This is a genomic window from Thalassospira sp. ABD4_177, assembly GCF_056160125.1.
The window spans coordinates 430689-455928 of record NZ_JBSWWO010000001.1; the positions used below are offsets into that span (position 1 = coordinate 430689).

At 54.3% G+C, this 25240-nt stretch carries 24 protein-coding genes; 21 read left to right on the forward strand and 3 right to left on the reverse strand.

Translation table 11 applies throughout. The features are described 5' to 3' along the window. Nucleotides 1-10: 10 nt before the first annotated feature. Nucleotides 11-1342, reverse strand: coding sequence for a GH1 family beta-glucosidase (locus tag ACXAF0_RS02055; protein WP_475343166.1), 1332 nt, complete (start codon nt 1340-1342; stop codon nt 11-13). Nucleotides 1343-1581: 239 nt separating this feature from the next. Between ACXAF0_RS02055 and ACXAF0_RS02060 the strand changes: the two genes are divergently transcribed. From ACXAF0_RS02060 to ACXAF0_RS02075, 4 genes are all read left to right on the forward strand, one after another. Next, complete coding sequence (locus ACXAF0_RS02060) at nt 1582-2826, forward strand: ABC transporter substrate-binding protein (protein WP_475343169.1); 1245 nt, start codon at nt 1582-1584, stop codon at nt 2824-2826. Nucleotides 2827-2917: 91 nt separating this feature from the next. Next, nucleotides 2918-3868: a carbohydrate ABC transporter permease gene (locus ACXAF0_RS02065; protein WP_475343174.1), complete on the forward strand. Its 951-nt coding sequence runs from the start codon at nt 2918-2920 to the stop codon at nt 3866-3868. Between the two features lie 2 nt (nt 3869-3870). Beyond that, on the forward strand, nt 3871-4725 hold the full coding sequence (locus tag ACXAF0_RS02070; RefSeq protein WP_475343177.1) for a carbohydrate ABC transporter permease: 855 nt from the start codon (nt 3871-3873) through the stop codon (nt 4723-4725). Between the two features lie 5 nt (nt 4726-4730). Continuing rightward, nucleotides 4731-5810 (forward strand): ABC transporter ATP-binding protein, encoded by a 1080-nt coding sequence (locus ACXAF0_RS02075; protein WP_475343179.1) that lies wholly within the window; start codon nt 4731-4733, stop codon nt 5808-5810. 62 nt (nt 5811-5872) lie between these two features. Here the strand turns inward: ACXAF0_RS02075 and ddpX are convergent, their stop codons facing one another. Continuing rightward, the gene (ddpX, locus tag ACXAF0_RS02080; protein WP_475343181.1) at nt 5873-6433 is read right to left on the reverse strand and encodes a D-alanyl-D-alanine dipeptidase; all 561 of its coding nucleotides are present in this window, start codon (nt 6431-6433) and stop codon (nt 5873-5875) included. 70 nt (nt 6434-6503) lie between these two features. Between ddpX and tsaB the strand changes: the two genes are divergently transcribed. Then, nucleotides 6504-7253: a tRNA (adenosine(37)-N6)-threonylcarbamoyltransferase complex dimerization subunit type 1 TsaB gene (tsaB, locus tag ACXAF0_RS02085; RefSeq protein ID WP_475343184.1), complete on the forward strand. Its 750-nt coding sequence runs from the start codon at nt 6504-6506 to the stop codon at nt 7251-7253. Next, complete coding sequence (gene rimI, locus ACXAF0_RS02090) at nt 7250-7768, forward strand: ribosomal protein S18-alanine N-acetyltransferase (protein ID WP_475343186.1); 519 nt, start codon at nt 7250-7252, stop codon at nt 7766-7768. Before tsaB ends, rimI begins: the two co-directional genes overlap by 4 nt. A gap of 167 nt (nt 7769-7935) precedes the next feature. Here rimI and ACXAF0_RS02095 read toward each other — a convergent pair whose 3' ends face one another. Further along, nucleotides 7936-8184: a sulfurtransferase TusA family protein gene (locus ACXAF0_RS02095; protein ID WP_475343188.1), complete on the reverse strand. Its 249-nt coding sequence runs from the start codon at nt 8182-8184 to the stop codon at nt 7936-7938. Between the two features lie 252 nt (nt 8185-8436). On the opposite strand from ACXAF0_RS02095, the gene ACXAF0_RS02100 reads away from it, so the two are divergent. The 15 genes from ACXAF0_RS02100 (at nt 8437) to ACXAF0_RS02170 (ending at nt 25130) form a co-directional block, all read left to right on the forward strand. Then, on the forward strand, nt 8437-8859 hold the full coding sequence (locus tag ACXAF0_RS02100; protein ID WP_475343191.1) for a Fur family transcriptional regulator: 423 nt from the start codon (nt 8437-8439) through the stop codon (nt 8857-8859). Nucleotides 8860-9021: 162 nt separating this feature from the next. Further along, entirely contained in the window at nt 9022-9816 is a 795-nt protein-coding gene (locus ACXAF0_RS02105; protein WP_475343192.1) for a GNAT family N-acetyltransferase, read from the forward strand. Further along, nucleotides 9813-10718, forward strand: coding sequence for a lysophospholipid acyltransferase family protein (locus ACXAF0_RS02110; RefSeq protein ID WP_475343194.1), 906 nt, complete (start codon nt 9813-9815; stop codon nt 10716-10718). The genes ACXAF0_RS02105 and ACXAF0_RS02110 overlap by 4 nt, the downstream gene beginning before the upstream one ends. A gap of 169 nt (nt 10719-10887) precedes the next feature. Beyond that, nucleotides 10888-12279 (forward strand): tRNA (N6-isopentenyl adenosine(37)-C2)-methylthiotransferase MiaB, encoded by a 1392-nt coding sequence (gene miaB / locus ACXAF0_RS02115; RefSeq protein WP_475343195.1) that lies wholly within the window; start codon nt 10888-10890, stop codon nt 12277-12279. Continuing rightward, on the forward strand, nt 12276-13379 hold the full coding sequence (locus tag ACXAF0_RS02120) for a PhoH family protein (protein ID WP_475343199.1): 1104 nt from the start codon (nt 12276-12278) through the stop codon (nt 13377-13379). Before miaB ends, ACXAF0_RS02120 begins: the two co-directional genes overlap by 4 nt. Beyond that, nucleotides 13363-13959 (forward strand): rRNA maturation RNase YbeY, encoded by a 597-nt coding sequence (gene ybeY, locus ACXAF0_RS02125; RefSeq protein ID WP_475343203.1) that lies wholly within the window; start codon nt 13363-13365, stop codon nt 13957-13959. Before ACXAF0_RS02120 ends, ybeY begins: the two co-directional genes overlap by 17 nt. Nucleotides 13960-14043: 84 nt before the next feature. Next, complete coding sequence (locus tag ACXAF0_RS02130) at nt 14044-14985, forward strand: hemolysin family protein (RefSeq protein ID WP_475346212.1); 942 nt, start codon at nt 14044-14046, stop codon at nt 14983-14985. Then, the gene (gene lnt, locus ACXAF0_RS02135) at nt 14978-16555 is read left to right on the forward strand and encodes an apolipoprotein N-acyltransferase (protein ID WP_475343207.1); all 1578 of its coding nucleotides are present in this window, start codon (nt 14978-14980) and stop codon (nt 16553-16555) included. Before ACXAF0_RS02130 ends, lnt begins: the two co-directional genes overlap by 8 nt. A 111-nt stretch (nt 16556-16666) precedes the next feature. Beyond that, nucleotides 16667-17137 carry a helix-turn-helix domain-containing protein gene (locus ACXAF0_RS02140; RefSeq protein WP_475343210.1) on the forward strand — a complete coding sequence of 157 codons (471 nt, stop codon included), beginning with the start codon at nt 16667-16669 and terminating at the stop codon, nt 17135-17137. A 307-nt stretch (nt 17138-17444) separates the two neighbouring features. After that, entirely contained in the window at nt 17445-18617 is a 1173-nt protein-coding gene (gene metK, locus ACXAF0_RS02145; RefSeq protein ID WP_475343212.1) for a methionine adenosyltransferase, read from the forward strand. A 143-nt stretch (nt 18618-18760) separates the two neighbouring features. Further along, a complete protein-coding gene (gene trmB, locus ACXAF0_RS02150) occupies nt 18761-19480 on the forward strand; it encodes a tRNA (guanine(46)-N(7))-methyltransferase TrmB (protein ID WP_475343216.1) in 720 nt (239 codons plus the stop codon). Between the two features lie 233 nt (nt 19481-19713). Beyond that, on the forward strand, nt 19714-20223 hold the full coding sequence (locus ACXAF0_RS02155; protein ID WP_475343218.1) for an RNA polymerase sigma factor: 510 nt from the start codon (nt 19714-19716) through the stop codon (nt 20221-20223). Nucleotides 20224-20361: 138 nt separating this feature from the next. Then, nucleotides 20362-21270, forward strand: a complete 909-nt coding sequence (locus ACXAF0_RS02160) for a FecR family protein (RefSeq protein ID WP_475343219.1) — start codon at nt 20362-20364, stop codon at nt 21268-21270. A 149-nt stretch (nt 21271-21419) separates the two neighbouring features. Continuing rightward, nucleotides 21420-24212 carry a TonB-dependent receptor gene (locus ACXAF0_RS02165; RefSeq protein ID WP_475343221.1) on the forward strand — a complete coding sequence of 931 codons (2793 nt, stop codon included), beginning with the start codon at nt 21420-21422 and terminating at the stop codon, nt 24210-24212. Between the two features lie 180 nt (nt 24213-24392). After that, nucleotides 24393-25130, forward strand: coding sequence for a calcium-binding protein (locus tag ACXAF0_RS02170; protein ID WP_475343222.1), 738 nt, complete (start codon nt 24393-24395; stop codon nt 25128-25130). The last annotated feature ends 110 nt before the right edge of the window (nt 25131-25240 follow it).

The following is a 25240-nucleotide window of genomic DNA, read 5'->3' on the forward strand; positions in this document are numbered from 1 at the left end:
CCCGGTTGGCCTATGGCAATGCGTTCTGTGAAATCACCTTGCGCATGAAATCATAGGATGCCTTGGGGGTGCGCTTCTGGGTGGTGTAGTCAACATGCACCAGACCGAAACGCTTTTCATAGCCATACGCCCACTCGAAATTATCAAGCAGTGACCAAGGCATGTAACCCCGAATGTCCGCACCTTCGGAGGACGCGCGAAGCAATGCTTCAAGATATTCGGTGTAATAGGCGATACGGTCCTGATCATCAATTTGGCCGTTTGCCTGCGGGATATCGCTGAAGGCACCGCCGTTTTCGGTGATGAAAACAGGCGGGTTGCCATAATCATCCTGCAGGATCTTCATCGTGCGATAGAAGCAATCCCCGTCAATTGCCCAGCCCATTTCGGTCCGACGGAAATAATTGGGCGGCTGGGCATGCTTGAAGGGCCATGCTTCACCTTCGGCGGCCTGAATATAACTTGGGAAATACTGGTTCAATCCCTGGAAATCGACCTTGGTTTTGATGGCTTCAAGATCACCATCCTTAATATGGGGCGCCATGCGATCCATAATCAGGTCGGGATACCGGCCATAATATACCGGATCAAGAAACACGCCGTTCCATTTGGCTTCGAACAGATCAATCAGATGCGCATCCTGTTCGCGGCGGTGCGGAAGCGTATAACCCTTGTGCATTGGCAAGACAAAGCCGACAGGGGCATCGGGATAATGGTTTTTGATCACCTCAGTTGCGCGTGCATGGCACAGGTTCAGGTGATGGGCGGCGCGCATTGCGGCGCGCGGATCGGTAATCCCCGGCGCATGGCGGCCTTCTTCGTGGCCAATCCACGCCACGACATTGGGTTCGTTAAAGGTGATCCATGATTTCACGCGGTCGCCGAGGCGGGTTACCAGAAGTTCGGTATAGTCACCAAACCAGTCGACGATGTCACGGTTGGTCCAGCCACCGCGATCCTGAAGAGCCTGCGGCAAATCCCAGTGATAAAGGCACAGCCAGGGTTCAAGGCCACGTTCAAGCATGCCGTTGATCAGGCGGCTGTAAAAATCAAGACCGGCTTCATTCACCTTGCCGGTGCCGTCTGGGATCACGCGCGGCCACATCACGGAAAACCGGTAATGTTTCGCGCCCAGTCCCTTGATCAGATCAAGGTCTTCCTCCCAGCGATGATAATGGTCGCAGGCGACGCTGCCGTCATCGCCATTGGCAACCCGGCCCGGCGTTGCGCAGTATGTGTCCCAGATGCTGGCACCGCGCCCGTCATCTTTTGCGCCACCTTCGATCTGATAACTCGATGTTGAGACACCCCAGCGGAAACCGTCAGGAAATGATTTGGTCATGTTCGCTTCCTTGCCCTAGCCTTGGATGTCTTTGTTGAATGCATCCAAAATCGTAACGTTTCGGAAAATACAGAAAAGTACATTCCGTATTTTTGTATTCGCCCATTATGGTAAGGTTTTGGTGATTGACAAGGGTGAATAAAGCGCTTATCAAAAAAATCGTAACGTTACGATTTTCCGACCGTGCACATTAATAAGAAGTCGGGCGTGAACGTGTCCTTTAGGGAGGAACATCCGTTATGATGAAATTTTCAAAATTTGCCGCATGTGCGGCGTTTCTGAGCGTCGGTGTATCCGCCGGTGCACTTCATGCCCAGACTGCAGAAGTCCTGCATTGGTGGACTTCGGGAAGTGAACAGGCAGCCCTTGGCGAAATCCGCAAGGCGTTTGAGGCCAAAGGCGGCACTTGGGTCGATACCCCGATTGCCGGTGGTGGTAACGCCCGTGCAGCGGCGGTTAACCGCATGCTGGGCGGTGACCCGGCGGCTGTTTTCCAATTTTCCATTGGTCAGCAACTGCGTGAATTGGCCGATCAGGGGCTTTTGGCCAAAGTAGGTGACGTTGCTAAGGCTGAAAACTGGGATGAAAAGCTGCCGCCACTGATTGTCAAAGCGGCGAAATATGACGGCAACTATATCGCCGCACCGATCAACATCCATGGCGAGAACTGGATGTTCTATAACACGTCGGTTCTCAAAGAAGCTGGTGTTGCGGTCCCGAAGACATGGGACGACTTGATTGCTGCAGCAGAAAAGCTTGAGGCCGCAGGCGTGACCCCGATTGGTCTTGGTGGTCAGCCCTGGCAGGAACGCATCATGTTCAACAGCGTCCTTTTGGGTGTTGCGGGCCGTGAATTTTATGCCGAGCTATACAGCACACTTGATGATGACCTTCTGAAATCAGACACGATGCGTAAAGTGTTTGAAACCTTTGCCGCGTTGAAGCCGTTTGTTGATGAGGCAAGCCCGGGACGTAACTGGAACGAAGCCACCAACATGGTCGCCAAGGGGGATGCCGCCTTCCAGTTCATGGGGGATTGGGCCAAGGGTGAAATCATTGCAGCCGGGATCGAGCCTGGCACGACAGTCGGGTGCGCTTTCGCGCCAGCAATTGATACGGCCTATATCATGACGGTGGATGCGTTCGCGTTCTCAGCGATGGATGGAGAGGATGCGACTCCGGCACAGGCGCTGATGGCGCAGGTGATGCTCGAACCAGATGTGCAAATTGCCTTTAACAAGAAAAAGGGATCGATTCCGGCCCGTCTTGATGTTGCTGCAGACAGTTTTGACGTCTGTGCTCAAACCGCAATCAAGACCCTTCAGGACAAGAAAACGCACCTTGTCAGCACCGGTTTGTTTGGTGTGCCAAGTGCGGTTTCGGGTGCGATTGATGACAGCATCTCCAATTTCTGGAACAGTGCAGATATGAGCCCGGAAGAGGGTCAGGCACAATTCCAGCAAGCGATTTCCTACGCAAAATAACGATTTTGCGAAATTCCGGATATTGCGGAAAAGCGCCGCTGATGCCCCGGATTTGGGTGCAGCGGCGCCTCCATAAATAGGCGAGAATGTCATGGCCGAACCGGCACCGGACGTGTTGCAGCGTTCCGAAGATCGAAAAATCACAGCCAAGTCTGGAAAAAAGCGCTGGCGGCCGCAATGGAGTGCTGGTGTGGCACTGATCCCGGCAATGACAATCACGATTGTCTGCTTTTACGGGTTTATCATTTGGACGTTCGTCATCTCACTGACCCGTTCGCGGCTTTTGCCTGTCTATAAATTCACTGGTTTTGATCAGTATGTCCGCCTGTTTGCCAATGAGCGTTGGTGGACGGCGATGCAGAACTTGGCGATTCACGGGTTTTTGTTTATCGGTTGCTGCGTTGTTTTTGGCTATTTACTCGCAATCCTGATTGATCGTGGGGTCAAGGCAGAGGGCATGTTTCGAACGCTCTTTATGCTGCCGCTTTCAATGTCATTCATTGTCACAGGGGTAATTTGGCAATGGGTAATGAATCCGGGGCTTGGCCTGCAAGAGGCGGTACGAGCCCTTGGCTGGGCCAGTTTCGAATTCAACTGGATCGTGCGGCCTGACCGATCAATTTATACGCTGGCGATTGCCGGAATCTGGCAGCAGGTCGGGCTTTGCATGGCGCTGTTTCTGGCCGGTCTTCGCAATGTCGATCCCAATATCTGGAAAGCATCGCGCGTTGACGGCATCCCGGTGTGGCGGGTCTATCTGCATATCATCACGCCGCTGATGCGCACCGTTTTCTTCACCGTCTTTATTCTGATGAGTGCGATTGTGATGAAGGCGTTTGATCTGGTTGTGGCGCTGACCGGCGGGGGGCCGGGCTTTTCATCGGATTTGCCGGCACGTTTTGTTGTCGATCATATCCTGAACCGTCAGGAACTTGGTTTGGGGGCTGCGGGGGCGTTTGTTTTGCTTTGCACCGTCATAGCCGTGATTTCCCCCTATATCTATTTCGAGCTCAAAAAAGAGCGCGGCGGGCGGGAGCATTGATCATGCGATATAATCGATGGGCCCTTTACGGATTGCTTTGCCTGGCGGCCATTATGATCATGGCCCCGGTTTTCATCATGATTTCGACATCACTGAAATCAATGGATGAAATCAGAAACGGCAGCATCTTTACCCTGCCGGCAGACCCAAGCTTTGCCGCCTGGAGCAAAGCCTGGTTCGGTGACTGTACGAAGACACTTGGCAAGAAATGCGGCGGGTTGTCATCTTCGTTCATGACTTCGGTACAGATCGTCATCCCGGCCTTGTTCCTGTCTGTCGGGCTCGGGGCGGTGACGGGCTATTCGTTGGCTGTTTGGAAGATGAAGGGGGCGAATGTGATGTTTGCTGCCCTTCTGGTCGGGATGTTCATTCCCCCGCAAGTAACGCTTTATCCGCTGATCATCATGATCCGCGAGTTGGGGATCTTCGGGTCCATTCCGGGTCTAATTCTGGTGCATGTCATCTGGGGTGTTGCGTTTACCACGATGATGTTTCGCAACTTCTTTAAAACCGTTCCGCAGGATCTTTTGAAGGCGGCCCGCATTGACGGGGCCGGGTTCTGGCGATTGTTCTGGCATGTGATGTTGCCATTGTCGTTGCCGATCCTTGGTGTCGCGATGATTTTGCAATTTACCTATATCTGGAACGATTTCCTGTTGGGGCTGACATTTGGCGGACGTTCGGGTCAGCCGATGACAGTGGCACTGAACAACCTTGTCGGATCACAGTTCGGCGAGAAGGAATACAATGTTGATATGGCTGCAACCATGCTGACGGCCTTGCCTACACTGGCGGTTTATCTGCTTTCGGGGCGGCTGTTTGTACGCGGTATTGCTGCGGGTGCAGTGAAAGGATAACGGGAATGAATGGCGTCGAACTTCGCAATGTGACAAAGGCCTATGCCGGGATCACGGTTATGGAAAACATCGATCTGGAGGTTGCCGACGGTGATTTTCTGGTGTTGCTGGGTCCATCGGGGTGCGGAAAGTCGACTTTGCTGAACATGATTGCGGGGTTGGAGCCGGTAACAGCGGGATTCATCGAAATTAACGGGCGTGACGTGACCAGGCTTGAGCCCGATGAACGCGATATCGCGATGGTATTTCAGTCCTACGCACTTTATCCGACGATGTCGGTGCGCAAAAATATCGGCTTTGGCCTTAAGATGGCGGGAATGCCCAAGCCCGAGATTGAAGAACGGGTGAAAGAAGTTGCCGAACTTTTGCAGATCACGCCGCTTCTTGATCGCAAGCCATCCCAGCTTTCGGGTGGGCAACAACAACGTGTTGCGATTGGGCGGGCTCTTGTGCGCGAGCCGGCAGTTTTCCTGTTTGATGAACCGCTATCTAACCTTGATGCCAAGCTGCGTGCAGATATGCGGATCGAGCTTAAACGTCTGCACGAACGTCTGGGTCGGACGATTGTCTATGTCACCCACGATCAGATCGAGGCAATGACACTGGCAACCAAGGTTGTCGTGCTTGATCGCGGAAGTATCCAGCAGGCTGACACCCCGGAAAATGTGTATCGCAGTCCGGCAAACCGCTTTGTCGCCAGTTTTGTCGGTGCACCGACAATGAATTTCGTTGATGGGGCATTGGTGCGCGAAGGCGATCAAATGTTCTTCGATACTGGCAAAGGCAAATTGCCGCTGGTCGATGTGCCTGCCCAGGCAAATGAAATGGTTGGGCGTTCGATGACATTGGGGGCACGACCGGAACATCTGATGTTTGACGATGCGGGGATTTCTACGCGCGTCGTGCTGGCAGAACCGACTGGCCCCGATCAATATGTGCGTCTTAGTGTCGCAGGAGCGGAATTGACGGCTCGAAGCGGCCCGGAACAGGCCTTTAAGCCGGGGTCGGATATCGGCATCGTGATTGATGGAGCGCGAATGTCGCTTTTTGATCTGCAAAACGGACAGGCACTTTTGCACGGTTGAGTTTGCTGTTGGGTATGTCGGCGCATTGAAAAACGGCGGGCTGCAATGCAGCGCCGTTTTGCTTATTTGATCATCATTGGTTCGGGCAGCGAGCTGTCGGAAAACAGCGGATAGAGCGCGCGCGCACTGGGCAGCTGATAATGCCACCATTCGTGATCGTAATATTCGAACCCCGAACTGACCATGATGCCAAGTAGCAAAAACCGGTTGGCTTCTGCCTGTTTGGAGATCAGATCAGACCCGTGATAGGAGCGGATATGCATTTCATCAAACCCTGCCCCCATATCCAGTTCCTTGCCGTTTTGATCAATCAGGGTTAGATCAATGGCCACACCACGACCATGTGGCGATCCGAAATCCGGATGGGCGACGAAATCGGGGTTGGGCGTATGGTTCCAAAGCGCACGCTGTGCTTCCTGGGGCCGGAATGCATCAAGAATGCGGAGCTGCACCCCCTGACGGCGCGCCATAGCAGAGGCCTTTTTCAGGCACTTGGCCGCATCCGCATGAAGATAGCAGGCAGGTCGTGTATAAATCGGTGCCCCGGTGAAATTGCGATCCGTGGCATAGACGATATCAATTTCGACATCATATTCTTGTGGCGTAATTTCGACCAGCGCCATCGCCGGAGGCCCCCTGTTCTTGTCGTTCACCGATTACATAAAGAAAATGCTGACTGGACAGTCGCACCGATTGGATAAGGCCGACCATAGCGCATCCGATGCGGCAAAGCCAAAGGCCGAAAGGTCCGGACCGACGATTTTGGCGATTGATACCGCCTCAACGTCGCTGTCGACTGCGGTTTTGATTGATGGCGTGGTCAAGGGCGAGCTCTATGAGGATATGGAACGCGGTCAGGCCGAACATTTAATCGGCTTTATTGCCAAAAGCCTTGAGGCTGCCAAAGTCGATATTGCCGATCTTGATGGCATCGCCGTGACGGTGGGCCCGGGTGCGTTTACCGGTATGCGCATCGGCCTTTCGACTGCGCGTGCCCTTGGTCTGGCGCGGAAGATTCCGGTGGTCGGTGTCAGTTCACTTGAAGCGGTGGCCTATGGCGTGTCTGAGCGCGATCAACAGGGGCGCAATATCCTGGTCGCGCTTGATAGCAAACGTAACGAGATTTTTGCCCAGGCCTTTGATGGCAAGAAACGCCCGCTCAGTCCTCCGGAATGTGTCGCGCCGCGTCAGGCGCTGATGATGGCACCGCCGGGTGATACGTTGCTGGCGGGGGATGCGACCCCGCGTCTTTTAACGGCTGCTGCCCATGCGCCCGATGCGTTTTATGATTGCACTGCCCCGGGTTTGCCGCGGGCCGGGAATGTGGCACGGATTGCGGCGGATCGCTGGGAAAGCGAAGAAAATCTGGCGCCGGTGCCGCTTTATCTGCGGGCCCCCGATGCACGGCGCATCGAAGATCAGGGGCCGCAGAAAAAGAAATGACCCCACCCAGCCCCACCGATGGCCGTTCTGATGGCGACGCCCCGGATATTGCAGTGGTGCCGCTAACTGCAGCCTTTGCGTCGGTGGCCAGTGCACTTCATGCCAAGGGGTTTGAGGATGCGTGGGACTCGGATGCGATCATTCGCCTGCTTGATGTGCCAGGTGCATTTGGCATTTTGGCGTATCGCCCCGGTGATCCGGCGCAAAATGCCCAAGACCAGCCACTTGGCTTTGTTCTGATGCAAACCGTTCTGGACGAAGCGGAAATCAATACCATTACGGTCGATCCAGATGCGCGCCGCATGGGGGTTGGACGGGTACTCCTGAATGCCGTTGAGGAGCGCCTGCAGGAAGCCGGGGTAACCCGGATGTTGCTGGAAGTGGCGGTCGATAATGACGGCGCGATTGCGCTTTATCAGCAGAACGGTTTTGCCGAGGTCGGACGCCGCAAAGGTTATTATGCCCGCCAAGACGGGCGCAAAGTTGACGCACTGGTTCTTGAACGTTTGCTCTAGAAGATTTTCGGGCCCACGGATTTGCCATCCGAGAGATGATAGGAAGTTTGGTTTCCCAATAGGGTCTTAGGCAATTTGGAGCAATTTTAATCCGCTATATCCACATAAATAGTGTGGTTTTGAACGCCAACCTGTTGTAGTGTAAGCCTGCATTGGAACTGGCGGTTTCACGATCCCTTGCGGATTGTAAGCCGGTAGGTGCCCGGTGTGTCAGCGATTTCGACCAGTTCGATGACTTCGTCGCCCATCTCGGTTACCGAGCGCGGAACGTTTTTAAGCGGCTCTCCTGCGCCAAGGGTAACTTCAAGAATCTGACCCGGTGTCATGGTTTCGAGTTTGAGGCGGGTGCGGACAAATGTCATCGGGCAGACATCGGCGGTGATGTCTATTTTCTGGTCCGGGATTGCGGTGGCCATACGGTCTCCTGCCTTGATGCGTGACTTTGAAGTAGCGTCCTTCACTGCGGGTGGCAAGTGGCCACGAGAATGCCGATATGATTGTGATTGTTGGTGATTGATACCGGCGATTTACAGGAAGCGGAATTTATCGCGAATTCGACCTTGCGATATGTGGCGGATTTTTCGATATTTAGCCACAAGAGATCGACGCTTGAGACACGTCTCGGCTGGGGACAGGTGGAACCGGAAACGGAAACGAGAAACAAGACAATGCTTGCAGAATCAACTATCGAGCAGAAATGCATCGACGCGGGTCTTAAAATGACCGGCCAACGCCGGGTGATTGCCCGTGTACTTTCTGAGTCCGAAGACCACCCGGACGTCGAACTGGTTTATCGTCGGGCGACCGAAATCGATCCGAAGATTTCGATTGCGACCGTGTATCGCACCGTGCGCCTGTTCGAAGAGGCCGACATCCTTGAAAAGCACGATTTCGGTGACGGTCGTGCCCGTTACGAGGAATTGACCGAAGAGCATCACGATCACCTGATCGATATGCGCTCGGGCGAGGTGATCGAGTTTTCGAACGAAAAAATCGAAAAGCTTCAAGAAGAGATCGCCAACGAACTGGGCTTCCGCCTGGTTGGCCATCGTCTTGAGCTTTATGGTGTTCCTTTGAAAGACGGCAAGTAATTCTTCCGTTCAATCGCGCACGCGACTTCTGATTTTCAAGGCCACTTGCTGATCTCGGCAAGTGGCCTTCATATTTTTGTTACCTGTTCTTCACAAAGCCTTCACTCGCTCTTCACGCTGTTCTTGCGCAAAATCCGTGCAGTTGAACGAAAGGGTGTTGTCATGCGTGACGAAAAACAGCTTCAGCGGCTTGAGGTGCGCCTCGCCGAGAATCAGGATGAAATTCTCGCCAGCCAGAAGCTTCGCTATAAAGTGTTCTATGAAGAGCGCGGCGCCAAACCAAGCGACGAAATGGCGGCCGAAAAGCGCGACTTCGATCACTATGATCCGCTGTGTGACCATCTGCTTGTTCTTGATCACAGCCGCGGCGTTGGTGCCGATGCGGTTGTGGGCACCTATCGTTTGCTGCGCCAGTCGGTTGCCAATGAACATGGCGGCTTTTACAGCGCGGACGAATATCACATCGAAAGCATGCTCAATGCGGTGAAGGAAACCGGCGAAATCATGGAACTGGGTCGTTCCTGTGTCGAAGCCGAATACCGCACCATGCCGACCTTGCAGCTTCTGTGGCAGGGGATCGCGGCCTATGTTTTCAAATACGACATCAAACTGATGTTTGGCTGTGCGTCCTTCCACGGGACGGATCCGGATGCCTTCAAGGATGTTCTGACGTACCTGCATCACAATCACCTAGCACCCGAAGACATGCGCCCGCGCGCGATTGCCGATCGCTACGAGCCGATGATGCGCGCCGAGATCGACGGCATCGATCAGCGTCAGGCGCTGCGCGATCTGCCGCCGCTGATCAAAGGCTATCTGCGGTTGGGTGGCTTTGTCGGTGACGGGGCGGTGATTGATCACCAGTTCAACACCACCGATATCTGCATCGTGTTGCCGACCGAAAAGGTTACCGATCGCTATTACAAGCATTACGAACGTACCGCGAGGGTATCGTGAACTGCTATGTGTGTGCTGCCATCCGCCTGATGGCCTATGCGCTTCTTACGCTGGTTCTGTTGCCGGTTCAGATGGTGGCAATTGCCGCGCGATTGAAACTGGCTGATGAATTGCCGCGCTTCTATCACGCGCTTTGCCTGCGCATCCTGCATATCGAGGTTCGGGTTTCCGGCGTTGATATGATGGATGGGCCTGGCGTGATCGTGGCCAATCACGCATCCTATCTTGATATCCCGGTACTGGGCGCTTTGACGCGTGGCAGCTTTATTGCCAAGACCGAAGTCGCCGACTGGCCGGTCTTTGGTTTGCTTGCCAAACTGTCGCGCACCACGTTCATCGAACGTCGCGCGGCGCGTTCACGCGAACAGAATGACCAGCTCAGCCAACGCTTGGGCAATGGTGACAAGCTGATCCTGTTCCCGGAAGGCACCAGCAATGATGGCAACCGGGTGTTGCCGTTTAAATCAACGCTGTTTGCCTCGGCTGAGCGGGTTATGCCCGATGGATCGCCGGTGCGCTTCCAGCCGATTTCGATTGCCGCCACCCGTCTTGACGGGGCGCCGATTGGCCGTGATTTGCGGGCGTTTTATTCCTGGTACGGGGATATGGACTTGGCCCCGCATTTGTGGCAGTTTCTCGCGCTCGGCAAGGTGACGGTGGAGATTGTGGTCCATCCGCCCGTGACGCTGGCAGATGCAGCCGGGTCGCGCAAGGAGCTTGCCCGGATGTGTGAAACCCGCGTTGCCCAGGGACATCAGGCAGCTTTGCGTGGTCTGCATCAGGGTGTGCCGGTTCAGTTGATTGACAGCGATCTGTCCGGTGAACTGATTGGCAGCTCGCCACTTGCGATCATTTCGGAAGATTTTCGACTGTTTGGTCCGGATCGACAGTTCGGCTCCTGACCGTTTTGCCGTATAATGCACCGGTTGATGTGAAATTCGGTTTCACCTGACCGGGATTTCAGATAACGAGATGTCCGACGGGTTCCGGTGAGTGCGTATGCGGAACTCAAGCGCGGTGTGAGCGATCACACCGCTTTTCGGCGTTTTGAGAGAGCGAAACGGATCTGGCGTGACGGAAGCGAAGAAACTTTTTGTAAAAACCTATGGCTGTCAGATGAATGTCTATGACAGTCAGCGCATGCAGGATGTTCTGGCGCCACTGGGCTACCAGTCGGTCGACAGTGCGGAGGGGGCCGATATGGTCATCCTCAATACCTGCCATATTCGCGAAAAGGCCGCCGAAAAGGTGTTTTCCGATCTGGGGCGCGTGCGCAAGCACAAGGAAGCCAAGGAAGCCCAGGGCGGCGACAAGATGATTGTCGCAGTGGCGGGTTGTGTTGCGCAGGCCGAAGGCGCGGAATTGATGAAGCGCGAACCCATGGTCGACATGGTGTTTGGTCCGCAGACCTATCATCGTCTGCCGGAAATGGTTGCGCGTGCCAACCGCGCAGTTGGCCGCAATCGCATCGTTGATACCGATTTCCCGGCCGAGGAAAAATTCGATCATCTGCCAGAGCAGGTTTCAAAACAGGGCTATTCGGCGTTTCTCGCCATTCAGGAAGGCTGCGACAAGTTCTGTACCTTCTGTGTTGTGCCCTATACCCGTGGGGCGGAATATTCACGCCCCGGTGCCGATGTCATCCGCGAAGCCAAACAGTTGGTGGCCCAAGGCACACGTGAGCTGACCCTTTTGGGGCAGAATGTGAATGCCTATCACGGCGAAGCCCCCAATGGCGGGGAATGGACACTTGGCCGCTTGTTGCGCGAGCTTGCCGAAATCGACGGGCTGGATCGCATTCGCTACACCACGTCGCATCCGCGTGATGTGGATGAAGACCTGATTTCCGCCCATCGCGATCTTACAAAACTGATGCCGTTCCTGCATCTGCCGGTTCAGGCGGGGGGCGATCGGGTTTTGCAGGCGATGAACCGCAAGCATACCAACGAGGATTACCGCGAGATCGCCAAGCGGCTCAAGGATGCCTGCCCGGACCTTGCGCTTTCATCGGACTTCATCGTCGGGTTCCCCGGCGAATCCGACAAGGATTTCGAAGACACGATGGAAATCGTCCGCGATATCACCTTTATTCAGGCCTTCAGCTTTAAATACAGCCCGCGTCCGGGCACCCCGGCATCGGCAATGGAATTGCAGGTACCCGAAAAAGTCAAAACCGAACGCATAATGCGTCTGCAAGCACTTCTGGCTGAACAGCAACTGACATTTAACCAGAACAGTGTCGGCAAGGAGATGGATGTTCTTCTTGAGCGGCGCGGCAAATATGAAGGCCAGCTGGTGGGCAAAAGCCCCTATATGCAGCCGGTCCATGTCAGCGGTTTGCCGGAATCAGCGCTTGGACAGATTGTGCGCTTGAAAATCACCGAAGCGCTGCCTAATTCCCTTGGCGGCGAACTGGTCGACGCCACCCGTAGCGACCAGAAATCTGAAAGGAACGTTGCGTGAGCGGCACCCCCACGAAAAGCAAGACCAACAGCAAAACCAAACATGCCCCCAAGGATTCCGATCAGATCGAGTTTCAGGACAATGCGCTTGCGCAGGTTTTGTACGGACCGCAGGCCGAAAACCTGACACGTCTGTCTGAACGCACCGGGGTTCAGGTTTCCAGCCGCGGGCTGGTGGTAATGCTGGCCGGTGATCCGGCCAAGGTCGCCCAGGTCAAAAAGGTTCTTGCCCAACTGTATGCACGCCTGCGCGACAAGGAAATAGATCATATCGATGTCGAAACGGTGGATGGTGCCGTGCGCCTTTCCGAGCCGGACGACGCCGATCCATGGAGCGGCCAGACCAAGGACATGTTTGGTGGATCGCGTCTGACGATCCAGACCAAGAAGCGCCGTATCTCGCCGCGCTCCAAACGCCAGAAAGACTATGTCGAGGCGATCCTTGATAACGAGCTGATCTTTGGTATTGGCCCGGCCGGTACCGGCAAGACCTATCTTGCGGTCGCCATGGCGGTGCAGGCGTTTATTCTCGGTCAGGTGGATCGCATCATCCTGTCCCGTCCGGCGGTCGAAGCTGGTGAACGCCTTGGGTTCCTGCCGGGTGATCTGAAAGACAAGGTCGATCCGTATCTGCGCCCGCTTTATGATGCGTTGCATGACACGCTTCCGGGTGATGTCGTGATAAAACGCATGGAAAGTGGCGAGATCGAAGTTGCACCGCTGGCCTTCATGCGTGGTCGCACGCTTTCGCATGCCTTTGTCATTCTGGACGAAGCCCAGAACACCACGCCCATGCAGATGAAAATGTTCCTGACCCGTCTGGGTGAAGGATCGCGCATGGTCGTGACCGGTGACATGACCCAGATCGACTTGCCGGACGGCACCAAGTCGGGTTTGCGCGATGCGCTTGAAACCATTGGTGATGTCAAAGGGGTTGCGACGATCAAGTTTGATCAGCGCGATGTCGTGCGCCATCACCTTGTGACCCGTATTGTGCAGGCCTATGATGCGGCCGATGCCCTGCGTGATCGTCTGAAAAAAGGCTATCGCGGCGAAAAGGATAGTGCAGCCAAGGATGCTGGCAATGACAGCACCGCTTGAACTGGACCTTGAGGTCGAAGCAGGCGACTGGCAACGCGAAGAGGTTGCGGCAATCGAAGCCGCCGTGATCGCGGCCCTTGATGGTGCGCTTTCCGATGGCGCGCTTTGGGATGACAACGCTGTTCCGAGTGATGGCACAAAGGACGAAGGCGGTGGCGCATCGCTTTTATCTGTTGCGCCGGTGATCGAGCTTGGGGTGCGGCTGTCTGATGATGCATCGGTTCAGATCCTGAACCGTGATTACCGCGAAAAGGACAAGCCGACCAATGTGTTGTCCTTTGCCGCCCTTGAAAGTGCCGAGGATGCCGAGGCCTTCATGATGGCACCGGATATGCCCTTGATGCTCGGTGATATCGTGATTGCGCGTGAAACCTGTGCCCGTGAAGCCATCGAGCAGCAAAAGCCATTGAAAAATCATCTGGTTCATCTTGCGGTTCATGGCACGCTACATCTTGTCGGTTACGATCATATGGTTGATGATGAAGCCGAAGAGATGGAAGAGCTTGAACGCCAAATTCTTGCCGGACTCGGGATCGATGATCCCTATGCGCCGATTGAAGATGACCCAACGATAACGTGATCCAGTAACCGGTTTGTTTGAACAAAAGGATGTCGAAACCGACCCATGAACGACTCTAGTCAACGCGACGACGACCACGAGAGTATGCGCCCTCGCAACGGCGAGGATATAAATCAGGACGCCGAAAACGGCTCCTTATGGGACAATGTGGCCTCTGCCCTGGGGTTGAAGCGGGGCAAGTCGCGCAATGGCGAAGCATCGCTTTCTGATACGCTCGAAGAACTTGCCGAGCGGACCGAAGAAGATGACGAGCCGGTCTCGCTGCACGAACGTTCCCTGTTTGAAAACATTATTGCCCTTCGTGACATGACGGCAGAGGACGTCATGATCCCGCGTGCCGATATTGTGGCGGTGCCCAAGAATATCGAGCTGCAGGACCTGGTCGATGCAATGGTCACGAAGGCCCATTCCCGTCTGCCGGTTTATGGTGACACCCTCGATGACATTGCCGGCATGGTGCATATCAAGGATGTGCTGGGCTGCGTTGCTGCCGGTCGCGAGTTTAGCCTGCAGTCCTTACTGCGTCGGGTGCTATTCGTGTCGCCGGCCATTCGCGTGCTGGATCTTCTTTCGGAAATGCGGCTGTCGCGCACCCACATGGCGCTTGTGGTTGATGAGTTCGGCGGCATTGATGGCCTGATCACGATCGAGGATCTGGTCGAGGAAATTGTCGGTGAGATTGATGACGAGCACGACATCGACCAGACCCCCAAACTGATCCGTCTTTCGGACGGGTGCTATATCGCCGATGCGCGTTTTGAGGTCGAAGACCTTGAAGAAAAGCTGTCCTTTGGCTTGCTCGATGAGGATGAAGACGAAGACATCGATACGCTTGGTGGTCTTGTCTTCTCGCTTGCCGGGCGTGTTCCGGCGCGGGGCGAGTTGATCGAACATCCAAGCGGCATTCAGTTTGAAGTCCTTGATGCCGACCCACGGCGCATTCGACGCCTGCGCATTCACATGGTGCGGCGTGACGATCAGACCCCTTCCGAGGGTAAAGAAACGCAGGAAAAAACGGATGATTGAAGCCATGGCGCGCCGATTTGCCGGTCTTTCGGGCTGGCGCAGGCGTTTTGTCTGGTTGTTATCCGGGGCGGTGGCGGTTTTGGCCCTGCCGCCCTTCTTTATCATCCCTGTTCTGCCGGTCTGTTTTGCCGTTCTTCTGTGGAGCCTTGAAGGCGTTCGCTGTAACAAGGGCGCGCTTTCGGCTGGTTGGTGGTTTGGTACCGGCCACTTTGCGGCAGGCTTTTACTGGGTCAGTCATGCCTTTTTGGTACAGCCGGAAGTTTATGGCTGGATGATTCCGTTTGCCCTACTTGGGCTTGGTGGGGGACTTGCGATTTTCCCGATGCTGGCGGTCTGGGCAAGCTGGCGTCTTGGCGATGGTCTGATCCGTCGGGCGGTGCTGCTCGCCGTGTTCTGGGCGGTGGTGGAATATCTGCGCGGTCATGTTTTGACCGGTTTTCCCTGGAACCTTCTCGGCCATGTCTGGGCGATTGATGCCGCCCCGATGCAGTTTGCTTCGGTCGTCGGGGTTTATGGCCTGTCCTTTGTTACCGCACTGTTTGCGACCTTGCCTGCGGCCTTCATTGCCGGAAAACGCGGCAAAGCTGCCGCCCTGGGTGGTGTGATGATTGCGGCTTCATTGTGGGGTGGTGGTGCGGTGCGCCTGATGATGGCAGGCCCGGATAGATCCGATGTCGTGCTATCGGATTTGCCGAGCGACGTGCCGATCTTGCAGATTGTTCAGCCCAATATTCCCCAGCGGGAAAAATGGCGCCCGGAACTGCAAAACCAGCATTTTTCCTTGTTGCTTGAAATGTCGCGCCGCCCGGCTGATTTGCGCCCGGATCAAAAGCGCATTGTTATTTGGCCGGAAACGGCTGCGACCTTTTTTGTTGAAACCCAGACTCAGGCCCGCATGGACATGGCCGACATTCTTGGGCCGAATGACATCCTGATTACTGGGGCACCGCGCACCTATCCCCGCGATACCGATGAATACAAGGTCTGGAACGCCATTCAGGTGATTGATGCCAGCGGTCAAATTGTTGCGAGCTTTGACAAGTTTCATCTGGTGCCATTCGGGGAATATGTGCCGTTTCGTTCGTTCTTGCCTTTTCCCAAGCTGACCGAGGGGCGGACCGATTTTTCAGCCGGGCCGGGCCCTCAGACGCTGTCGGTCAATGGCCTGCCAAGCTTTTCGCCGCTGATTTGCTACGAAGTCATCTTCCCCGGCGCGGTGATCGATGTCACAGATCAGCCCGATTGGTTGTTAAATCTGACCAATGACGGGTGGTTTGGCCGCAGTGCAGGCCCATATCAGCATATGGCAGCAGCCCGTTTCCGGACTCTGGAGGAGGGTCGGCCGTTGGTGCGGGCAGCCTATACAGGAGTATCGGTAGTCTTTGACGCCTACGGGCGTAAGGTTGCAGACCTGCCCTTACGGGAGAGGGCTACCCTTGTGCTCCCCCTTTTGAGCGATAAAAACCATACAACAGTATATTATTTGTGGCGTGACTTGCTATTTTACGGTATTGTTACCTTCTTCGCCGTTCTCGCTATGGGATATAGACGCAAATTAAAATCCCTCTAGGCGGCTGAAAAATTTGCCAAACCGTCCGGAAATTGTCCCGCAAAATCACGGACGGATAGGTCGGAGTGAAAGAAGGAACTACCTTAAATGTCGCCTAAGGATGAAAACACGATGGTAAAGAACACACGCGGTCGGGGTCGTGGCCGGACTGCAAGTGGCGCCCCAAATCCTGTCGATATTCACGTTGGTGCACGTGTTCGCCTGCGCAGGACACTTCTTGGCATGAGCCAGGAAAAGCTTGGCGAAGCAATCGGCCTGACGTTCCAGCAAGTGCAGAAATATGAACGTGGTGCCAACCGTGTTGGTGCGTCGCGTTTGTATGATCTGTCACGCGTTCTTGACGTGCCTGTATCATTCTTCTTTGACGACATGCCTGACGAGATTTCATCAAAATCGGTGCATGAACGTCGTGAAATGTCTGAAAGCCCGGACCCGTTCGACAACGACCCGATGAACCGTCGTGAAACGTTGGAGCTGGTGCGTGCCTACTACCGGATTACCGATCCGAACCAGCGCAAGAAAATCTTTGAACTCGTCAAATCGATGGGTGCATTGCAGGGCACTGATTCCGATCAGAAATAACCGGATTGACCGGACGATTTGGGCAAAAGACGTGGTTTGCAATCAGTGAATCACGTCTTTGTCTTTTGCCCATAACCTTTGCCGAAACAAGGTCTTTCGGGTTACGGTTTTGCGGCAATGATGCTTGACCTTCACAGAGCGATCAGGCACAACCGATATGACAGTTCGGTCAAGAACTGATCAATGTGGACGGATTTGGACCGCTTGCCACCACACAAAAAAAGGCTAAGTGGGCGCTAACGATACGGCCTCGTATCGGGAGCCCTCCGGTCCAGTTTTGGAAACCCATTACCGGAGAAGGTCTTATATGTCTCTTTCCGATTATCTATTTACCAGTGAATCCGTCTCGGAAGGTCATCCGGACAAAGTCTGTGACCGCATTTCCGATTCCATCGTTGATGCTTTTCTTGCTGCGGATGAAGATTCGCGCGTTGCTCTTGAAACGCTTGCTACCACCAACCGTGTGGTCCTGGCAGGCGAAGTACGCGGCCCCGAGAGCGTGACCAAAGAGGTCATGATCGAAAAGGCCCGCCAGGCAATCCGTGACATCGGCTACGAGCAGGATGGCTTCCATTGGGAGACGGCTGAAATCGACTGCCATGTGCATGAACAGTCCGTAGACATCGCACAGGGTGTTGATTCCGCTGGTGAAAAAGACCTTGGCGCTGGCGACCAGGGCATCATGTTTGGTTATGCTTGTGACGAAACGGATGAACTTATGCCCGCACCGATCCAGTTTTCGCACCGTATCTTGCGTGCCATGGCTGCGGACCGTCACTCGGGCAAAGCCCCGCAGTTCGGCCCGGATGCCAAAAGCCAGGTCACCCTGCGTTATGCCAATGGCAAGCCGGTTGCAGCGACCTCTGTGGTTGTTTCGACCCAACATGCCGACGGTCTGACCCAGGACGCCGTCCGCGAACTGGTTCTGCCTTATGTCGAAGCTGCCCTTCCGGAAGGTTGGCTGCCGCCGACAGATGAAATCTACATTAACCCGACGGGTCGTTTCGTTATTGGTGGTCCTGATGGTGACGCCGGTCTTACCGGTCGTAAAATCATCGTGGATACCTATGGTGGTGCGGCCCCGCATGGTGGTGGCGCGTTCTCGGGCAAAGACCCGACCAAGGTTGACCGTTCGGCTGCATATGCTGCGCGTTATCTTGCAAAGAACGTCGTGGCAGCTGGTCTTGCTGAAAAATGCACCATTCAGCTTGCCTATGCGATTGGCGTGTCCAAGCCGCTGGCACTTTATGTCAACAACCATGATACCGGTAATGTTGATGAGCTGAAGCTGGGTGACGTTCTGCGTCAGCTGATGGATCTCAGCCCGCGTGGCATCCGTGAGCATCTTTCGCTCTGCCGTCCGATCTACACGCCGTCTTCTGCTTATGGCCACTTTGGCCGTCAGCCGACCGATGATGGTGGCTTCTCCTGGGAGCGCATCGATCTGGTTGGCGAACTGAAATCGGCCTTCGGTGCCTGATTTGCAGAAAGCGCGTTAAAAAGTGCGATTTGCCAAAATCGCATGACGTGATAAGAGGCGGGCGGCCCGAAAAAATCGGGTCGCCCGTTTTGATTTTCAGACGACCCGACCACTCATCCCGACCCTGATCGACAGAAACGACCATGCGCAACAAAGACCGTCCGATTCCGACCGCTGACCGACCAAATTTCTATGGCCGTCGCGGCAGCCGCCCGCTCAAAGATTCCCGCAAGGCCCTTGTCGATGCCATGCTGCCTGAAATCGGGATTACATACCCCGATGCGGCCGGCGTAGACCCCAACAGCTATTTTGCGGCAAAGCCCAAGCAGCTTTGGCTTGAGATCGGTTTTGGTGGTGGGGAGCATCTTGCAGGTCAGGCCGAAGCAAATCCGGATGTCGGAATTATCGGCGCCGAACCGTTCATGGACGGGGTGGGAAGCCTGCTGCGCCATCTTGATGAGCGCAACCTCAGCAATGTGCGTGTGATCGCCGATGATTCGCGCCCGCTGCTCTATAAGCTGGTCGATGCCTGCTTTGATCGGGCGTTTTTGCTGTTTCCCGATCCGTGGCCTAAGAAACGCCACGCAGAACGCCGCTTTATCGGCCCCAAGAACCTGGCGCTGCTTGCACGTCTTCTGAAAGACGGGGCAGAGTTCCGGGTGGCCAGCGATGATATGCAGTATATTTCCTGGACCCTGCAGCATATGCACAACCACCCGGATTTCGAATGGCTGGCCAAGGGACCCGATGACTGGCGCACCCCACCCGGCGACTGGGTGAAAACCCGCTATGAGCAGAAGGCGCTGCGCCAGGGCAAGAAATGCAACTATCTGCGTTTCCGGCGTAGAAAACGCGCGGCCTGAAGCCACTCCATCTGATAATTCATATTGAACAAACCCGCCCGTTTCAGGCGGGTTTCTTTTTGTGATTGCGTGGGCTGATCATGCCCCTGTACGTCAGCATAAACAGGTTTATATTGAGAATGATTGTCATGTGCGATAGGGTGTGCTGATCATCTTGTTGATGTTGAAGTCAAACCGGCACGTTTTGGCCCCACCTTTATGCCGGTTTGCAGATCAGTCCAAAGGTCCGACCCGTGCCACATTGGGATGTAAACAAGCTCTTTCGTACCTACCATACGCGGCTTCTGCAGTTTGTGCGGCGGCGCAAGCTTTCATGGCATATGGCAGATGACATCGTGCAGGACACGTTCCTGCGCATCATTGCAACGCCGTCACTGCCTGAACAGGATTTTGCCAAGTCCTATCTGTATCGCACCGCGAATAATCTGGTGATTGATCATTTCCGGCGTGAACGGATCCTGAGCTTTGTCCCCGATCCGGACAAAGCATTTGAAATGCTGGCAGACGATACCCCGTCGCCCGAGCAAATCGCCTGGTCGCGTCAGGAACTGAAACGACTGCAGAAAATCCTGCAGAAACTTCCCAAGCATCAGCGCGATGTGTTCATTCTGGCCCGCATCGAGGGTCTGACATATGTGCAGATCGGCGAAAAACTCGGGATTCCGAGCCAGACGGCCTTTAGCCGCATGGTCCGCGCACTTGGCCTTATCAAAGAGGCAATGGATCAGGCCGAAAAAAAGTGATCGGGACTTCGGATATTTCGCGCGCTCGTTCGTTAAAAACCAAGAGAGCGGAATTTCCCCTGTGTTCGAATGACGCGGGTAGACCGGCGCAACACAGCTGAAAACTGAAATAACCAGACAATGGCACGAGCAAACAGCATGAACTCTTTGCGAGATCCGGTATCAGAGCAAGCAGCCTATTGGTTCGCTTTGCTGCTTGATGGTAGTGAAAGCGAAGATGATCGCCAGAAATTTGCGGACTGGGTGGCGACAGACCCGGCGCATGCAAAGGCATTTGCCGATATCGAGCGTCTGTGGAGTGGTAGCTCAAGCCTTGATATCACGTCTTCGAAGCATATCGGACGGCGCGCCATGCTGGGCGGCTCCCTGGCGGCAATCCTGCTTGCAGGTGGCTGGGGGACATACCGCTACCATCCGCTGGCCGATATTAGAACGCAAACTGGTCAGCGACGTGAAATCAGCATCCCCGGACAACGTGGGCGCAGTATTGTCGCCAGCAACAGCATTCTGTCTTTCGTGTCTGATGGCGCCATGACCGGGGTCGAAATACATCAGGGTGAAGCATGGTTCGAACATGAAGGCGGTGATGGTGCCTTCTTCGTTCGGGCACGTAACGGCAGAACCCTGTCGACCGGCGGAACGTTTGATGTCGCCGCCTATGATGGTGAGGTCACAACGATCGCCGAAACCAATCCGCTTGTGGTCGATATTGCCGGTGGGCGTCATACCCTCGCTGAGGGAAATGCCATGACATACGATGCCACAGGTGTCTCAAGGTCTGCGCATCCGGTTGATGTGCAATCCGCGCTGGCCTGGCGTCAGGGTCAATTGATCTTCATGGGCGAACCGCTTGGGCATGTTGCCACGGTGCTTGAGCGCTGGCAGCCGGGCAAGATCGTTATTATGGACGATGCATTGAAAAGGCGGTCGGTGACACTGGTCGTCGATCTGGACCGGTCGCGTGATGTCGTGCCCGTGCTTGCAGATGTCTTGCATGTCGACGTGACCCGGTTCACCGATTATCTGACTGTTATCCGGGACGTGTGAGCCAAATGTCCGGCACTGTCTCGCAGAGGTCAGCGGACATATAATTACAAATAAAAATTATTTTCAAAAAATATCATTTTGTTTCAGATAAGTGCAAAACCCCCTCGTCTGAGAAAGTAGCGAAACAACAATGCGACTAAGTTGCATTCGTGAAATCAGGAGACCATAATAAAATGCCTTCAGATGGGGTGGGTCGCCTTGGCGATACCAGAAAGACAACTCTCAAATCGGGCACATCCTTGGGGGGTGTGAAGGTTCTGGCGATTGGTGCGCTGGGCTATGGATTGATTGCAATGGCGCCTGCGGGGGCAACTGCACAATCAATCGAAAAATCTACCGCTGACATGCCGTCAGCATTTGAGATTGCACAAAACAATTCATCCTCTTCAGCCCTCTCAAACGAGATCCATGTCTTTGACATTGAGTCACAGCCGCTTGCGATGGCGCTGGTTACCTTTTCGAGAACTTCTGGGGTTGATGTTGCAATTGACGGGGCATTGCCCGACGGGGTTCAAAGCACCGGTATATCCGGGGAAATGAGCGCGACCGAAGCATTGGACAGAATGCTGTCGCAAAGCGGTCTCGGATGGGAAGTGCTGAACGCAACGACGATCTCGGTCATCGACCCAAGCCGTGTAAGCAATGATGATACTAACTTCGTGACAGCACCTGTCGTCGTGACGGCAAGACGTCGCGGCATGGGGCCGAATGGTGTTCCCGATGAGGTTTATTCCACCCCCGGCTCTGTGGCGGTGATCACGCAGGAAAGCATGCGCAAAGCACCAGTGCGTGAGGCGCGCGAGATTTTCAATAATGTTGCCGGTGTGGATATTGCAAACGATGCACAAGATCCTGGTCTGACGGTGAATGTGCGTGGTCAGCAGGAAATGGGTCGGGTAAACGTCAATATTGATGGTGCGCGTCAGAACTATAATCAGCTGACCCATGGCACGGCATCACGTGTTTATGTCGACCCGGCACTTCTGGCCCAGGTTGAGGTCGAGAAATCAGATTTGGCGAAGAATGGCGGTGCGGGTACTTCAGCGGGTATCGTCACCATGCGAACGCTCAATACGCAGGATATTCTAGATCCGGACGAGGACTGGGGCGGCAAAGTCAATCTTAGCCGCGGCACAAACCAGTATGACTTCGCAGGCGACGTTGCCGCTGGTGCGCGTGTTTCCCCGAAGTTTGATGTATCTGCCGCAGTCAGCCGAAAAGTCGTCGGCGATTATCGCCCCGGGACGCATAACCCCGGCCTTTATCAAGAAATCGATGATACACCAAAATATGTCGATGTTTATAGTTCCCGCCCGGAATACAGTTATGTCCGGCAAACGTCAGGTCTGTTAAAGGCGAACCTTTTTCTGACCGAAGATCAGGAAATAAATCTTGGGTATGTCGGGAGCAGCACGTCATACACAAAATCGAATGATACAACGAATAACCTCCAAGACCACAATAAAACGGACGTTCATACCGTAACCGCCAAGCATGTCTGGAATCCGGAATCAGCTCTGATTGACATGAATAGCGGCGTGTATTGGACGCGAACACAAAACCATCAGTTCCGACCGGCGCGATACAAAGACAACGGTGACGTATCGATGGACTCCTTTGATAACCAATATACGCTCGATACTGTGGGTGGTGAGGTTTCAAATAGTAGCAGTTTTGACCTTGACCTCAGCAACGACGTCGCCAGTCACCTCGGTCTGGATTACGGTGTCGAGTATTTTCAGGACAAGGCCAAAACAAGTGCCGAGCTTGGCGGTCTTGGTGGTGCGGGTGCCGCGTATGAAATCGAAGGTGGCACTCCGGCCGGCGAACGTGACGTTTCCGGGGGCTTTGTTGCCGCCACTTATGACCTTAACAACATGTTCGAGCTCCGGGGCGGCCTTCGCTATGACCGGTACTCGCTGACTGGTGATTCCTATTGGTGTGAGGAACAGAACTCCGCCAACTTGTGTGAGGATGGTGGCACGCCACTGAATATCGATCTTAGCGAAGATGGGTTTTCGCCATCGGTTGGTGCCAGTGTCAATGTGACTTCGGGAATTCAGCTATTTGCAAATTATCGCCGGAACATGCGTGCCCCAACCATCATGGAATCAATGATCAAGGGCGATCATATTGGCGACAATGCCGGTTTGCCGTTTTACTCCAACGCGAACCTGAAGCCGGAAGAAAGCGAGACGAAAGAAGTTGGTGTCAACTTCAGCTTCGACAACGTGCTTCGCCAAGGCGACGGGTTCAGGGCAAAACTTGCTTACTATCGGACCGCAATTGATAACTACATCACCTTGGCCACCGTCCCGCAGCCAACCCCACAAAGAACGAACCTTGGGGTTATTACGAATAAGTCGGTTGAGGCCGAGGCAATCGTCAATTTGACTGACCCGGTATACATCAATGGTACCGAAGCCGAGCTGTCTTATGATGCTGGCGAGTTCTATCTCGGTGGTACGATTTCGATTTCCGATACCGATCTGTCAGGCAACCACAATCCATATGTTCTCGACACGGCATATGATCCCTTTGCCGCGGTAAACTATACCCAATTGGGTGGAACTTATCTTGCCTACAACGAAGTCAACTACGGGACCGCTGATCAGCTTTTCGGGATTTATGCAATTCCAAAGCGAAAATACACGGTTGATGGCGGGTTTAGACTGTTTGATCAGGACCTTGTTCTTGGAATGCGGGCGTCATTTGTCTATCCGCAGGACAACTTCGGCAGTAAAAAGTCGTCCTCAATCATCTCTGAGTATTTCAAGTACCGGGTGTTTGATTTCTACAGCTCATATGAAATCAACGAAAACCTTACACTGAGATTTGCGGTGAACAACATGCTGGATGAAGCCTATGTGCAGGGGACGGGCGGAACATTCGCCCCGGCACCAGGACGAACCGCCATACTGACTTTTAGCGGCAATTTCTAACGTAACGCCGCATCGGCAAGATGCTGAACCCAACCAGGTATGTGCCTGGTTGGGCTTTCGTGCTTATCACTATAAACTATTGATAATAAACAATTTTTTCCGTTGACTCTTCAAGATAATAAGAGTCATTCTCATTGTGCTATCCGCTGAATGGGTAGCTTAATGACAGGAGAAACTGACATGACTATTACGATTGATCTCAACGCAGCATCTTCGGGCGCTGGTGTGGACCTGCATGGTGTTATTGAAGACTTCAACACCAACTTCTCCCTTGGTTCGGGCAACCACGGTACTTTCTATGACGGCTTTGCACCGTCAAGCTATTATGGTGGTACACAGTTCCTGGCGACCGACCTGGATAGCAGCAGCAGCTATACCGGTTCTGTGCTTGCGACTGCGGGAAGCTCTGATTTTGCCTACGACATCGGCACGCATACGATCACGGGCAATCTCGACAAACTGTCCTTTGGCAGCACTCTGGGTGTCGCAGACAATGGAACCGAGTTTGACTTCACCGACTCGCCTGTTGATATCTCGGGCCTGAACCTGTCCAACAGTGACACGAACGGCGTTCTTGTCGACATCTATTCTGGCAGCACAGATACGCTGGAATCTGTCCTTGATTCCGGTGTTGAAATCAACGGCAGCACTGGCGATGACGTGATCGGCGGTTGGGCTGGTGACGACGTTCTGACCGGCAATGGCGGGGCGGACACCTTTGAGTTCGATACCTCGTCAAGCTTTGGTGATGACACCATCACCGACTTTGAAGACGGTACCGACCTTCTTGATATCGACTACAGCTCGGTGACTATTGGCGATGATGGCGCGGGCAATGCCGAGATCACCCATGCCAACGGCACCATCACCCTGACCGGTGTTGATTTCAACGACCTTGATGCAACCGACTTCGTTTAACGAAAACGGCCCGTCCCGCAAGCCGCGGAACGGGCACAAGGTCTTGATTGCAGGGTGCCGCGTAACAGCGGCACCCACCCCAACCTAACCCAGATGACTGGTGTATCAAA

Excerpts from the sequence above, each read along its gene's own strand:
- ddpX (WP_475343181.1), bottom strand. The coding sequence starts at position 6,433 with ATGGCGCTGGTCGAAATTACGCCACAAGAATATGATGTCGAAATTGAT.
- metK (WP_475343212.1), top strand. The coding sequence starts at position 17,445 with ATGTCTCTTTCCGATTATCTATTTACCAGTGAATCCGTCTCGGAAGGT.
- ACXAF0_RS02095 (WP_475343188.1), bottom strand. The coding sequence starts at position 8,184 with ATGGCCACCGCAATCCCGGACCAGAAAATAGACATCACCGCCGATGTC.
- ACXAF0_RS02070 (WP_475343177.1), top strand. The coding sequence starts at position 3,871 with ATGCGATATAATCGATGGGCCCTTTACGGATTGCTTTGCCTGGCGGCC.
- ACXAF0_RS02100 (WP_475343191.1), top strand. The coding sequence starts at position 8,437 with ATGCTTGCAGAATCAACTATCGAGCAGAAATGCATCGACGCGGGTCTT.
- ACXAF0_RS02140 (WP_475343210.1), top strand. The coding sequence starts at position 16,667 with ATGGTAAAGAACACACGCGGTCGGGGTCGTGGCCGGACTGCAAGTGGC.
- ybeY (WP_475343203.1), top strand. The coding sequence starts at position 13,363 with ATGACAGCACCGCTTGAACTGGACCTTGAGGTCGAAGCAGGCGACTGG.
- ACXAF0_RS02065 (WP_475343174.1), top strand. The coding sequence starts at position 2,918 with ATGGCCGAACCGGCACCGGACGTGTTGCAGCGTTCCGAAGATCGAAAA.
- ACXAF0_RS02060 (WP_475343169.1), top strand. The coding sequence starts at position 1,582 with ATGATGAAATTTTCAAAATTTGCCGCATGTGCGGCGTTTCTGAGCGTC.
- ACXAF0_RS02130 (WP_475346212.1), top strand. The coding sequence starts at position 14,044 with ATGCGCCCTCGCAACGGCGAGGATATAAATCAGGACGCCGAAAACGGC.
- ACXAF0_RS02075 (WP_475343179.1), top strand. The coding sequence starts at position 4,731 with ATGAATGGCGTCGAACTTCGCAATGTGACAAAGGCCTATGCCGGGATC.
- ACXAF0_RS02170 (WP_475343222.1), top strand. The coding sequence starts at position 24,393 with ATGACTATTACGATTGATCTCAACGCAGCATCTTCGGGCGCTGGTGTG.
- rimI (WP_475343186.1), top strand. The coding sequence starts at position 7,250 with ATGACCCCACCCAGCCCCACCGATGGCCGTTCTGATGGCGACGCCCCG.
- ACXAF0_RS02105 (WP_475343192.1), top strand. The coding sequence starts at position 9,022 with ATGCGTGACGAAAAACAGCTTCAGCGGCTTGAGGTGCGCCTCGCCGAG.
- trmB (WP_475343216.1), top strand. The coding sequence starts at position 18,761 with ATGCGCAACAAAGACCGTCCGATTCCGACCGCTGACCGACCAAATTTC.
- lnt (WP_475343207.1), top strand. The coding sequence starts at position 14,978 with ATGATTGAAGCCATGGCGCGCCGATTTGCCGGTCTTTCGGGCTGGCGC.
- ACXAF0_RS02055 (WP_475343166.1), bottom strand. The coding sequence starts at position 1,342 with ATGACCAAATCATTTCCTGACGGTTTCCGCTGGGGTGTCTCAACATCG.
- ACXAF0_RS02160 (WP_475343219.1), top strand. The coding sequence starts at position 20,362 with ATGAACTCTTTGCGAGATCCGGTATCAGAGCAAGCAGCCTATTGGTTC.